Annotated in this window: 1 protein-coding gene and 2 pseudogenes; 1 reads left to right on the top strand and 2 read right to left on the bottom strand. The window is 29.2% G+C overall.

What is annotated here, in order from left to right:
* Nucleotides 1-87: 87 nt before the first annotated feature.
* Nucleotides 88-204 (top strand): annotated as a pseudogene (locus ACSBRB_RS10585) (helix-turn-helix domain-containing protein); the annotation flags it as partial.
* A gap of 47 nt (nt 205-251) precedes the next feature.
* Here ACSBRB_RS10585 and ACSBRB_RS10580 read toward each other — a convergent pair.
* A pseudogene (locus ACSBRB_RS10580) lies at nt 252-537 on the bottom strand (RepB family plasmid replication initiator protein); the annotation flags it as partial.
* Nucleotides 538-573: 36 nt separating this feature from the next.
* Entirely contained in the window at nt 574-1,074 is a 501-nt protein-coding gene (locus ACSBRB_RS10575; protein WP_106421183.1) for a MepB family protein, read from the bottom strand.
* Nucleotides 1,075-1,474: the final 400 nt, after the last annotated feature.

Raw genomic sequence — 1,474 nt, 5'->3', positions numbered from 1 at the left:
ATGCTAGCAAGTTAAGCGAACACTGACATGATAAATTAGTGGTTAGCTATATTTTTTTACTTTGCAACAGAACCAAATAGAGTATCTAATAGAAAAAATGAACCTGTAAAAAATGGTTGGGATTTTATGGCTAGATATTGGTGGATTGTTTTTCCTATTGGAGGTTTCCTAAGTTGGTTAATACCTGAATTAACAGGAAAATAAAATACAAAATAAAAGATCTTTAGCAAGTGTGCTAAAGATCTTTTATTTTAATCTTCCCAATCTAATTGAAGTTGTTTTAAGAATGCTTTTCGCTCTTTTTCTAATTGTGGATCATACTCACTTTTTATTTTTTTCATAAGTACGTTCTTCTAACCATCTCGGCGTTTTTTCACGACTTATATATTGTCGTGACTTATCTATATTCGCCATTTGTGGCTGTCGTTTACTGTGAATACGTTTCTCAGCGTCAAAAGTAAACTCTAACCATTCAATTTTACGTCCTTTTTTAGCTTTGATTTTATTTATGTTGAGATTATTAAATATCAAGACAAGAAGAAACTCGTTTTCAACTCGTTTCAAAAATCAAAATTAATTTAAATACAACTCCTTAATTTTTTCCTTCTCAAAACCATTAGTAAAATCTAAAAAATAAGGAGCTTGCCACTTCTGTGTACTAATAGCCGTTTTATTTAAATCCTTCTCCCAACTAGGATAAACACGAATAGCCATTTTACCTTTATGTTTTTCAGAACTAATAATTCCTTTTTTAAACAATAACTCTTTCGGAAAAACAAATTGACCTTTTTTAGATCCATCTAAAATATTAATAATCAACTTATCTTTCGATTCCTCAAAGTTAAAAGGTCTGTTTTTATTAGTTTCATTCTTGCGCCAAAATGCAACAAAATAACCTGCTTTTTTAGGAGTTTTTTTAGCTAATCGACTTTTAAAATCAACTCCACTAAATTCAAAATTAAAAGCTTCATACTCTTGATTCCATTGTTCAAATTCATAATTTATCAAAGAAAACTTATAATCAAATAACAGTATTTCATTCAAAAAATCAATAGAAATATAATCATTGTTCATAAAAAAACTCCCTTGTACTCAAAAAGTCATAAATCAATATTGCTTTATTGACAACGAGCCTCTGAACCCTTAACAAACCCTAAACTTGTCGAATGGTCGGCTTAATAGCTCACGCTATGCCGACATTCGTCTTCAAATTTAGTTAAGGGTTCTTCTCATTGATCAATAAATTTTCTCGGCATAAATGCGTCAACTCTTTTATTCTTCAGAAATACTTTTAGTTAATAAAGTTGCTCCACCAATTAACATTCCAATGCCCAAAATAAAGAAACCACTAAAGATAGCAAAAAGACTTCCTAAAGATAAGAAAATAGAAAATAAATGGTTCTGTTGCAAAGTTGAATTTATAGTATAATTTTAACAAAAAGGAGTCTTCTGTATGAACTATTTCAGATATAAA

This window comes from Staphylococcus auricularis (assembly GCF_051172115.1).
Classification (GTDB): domain Bacteria; phylum Bacillota; class Bacilli; order Staphylococcales; family Staphylococcaceae; genus Staphylococcus; species Staphylococcus auricularis_A.
This window is presented reverse-complemented; position numbering and strand designations above follow the sequence as displayed.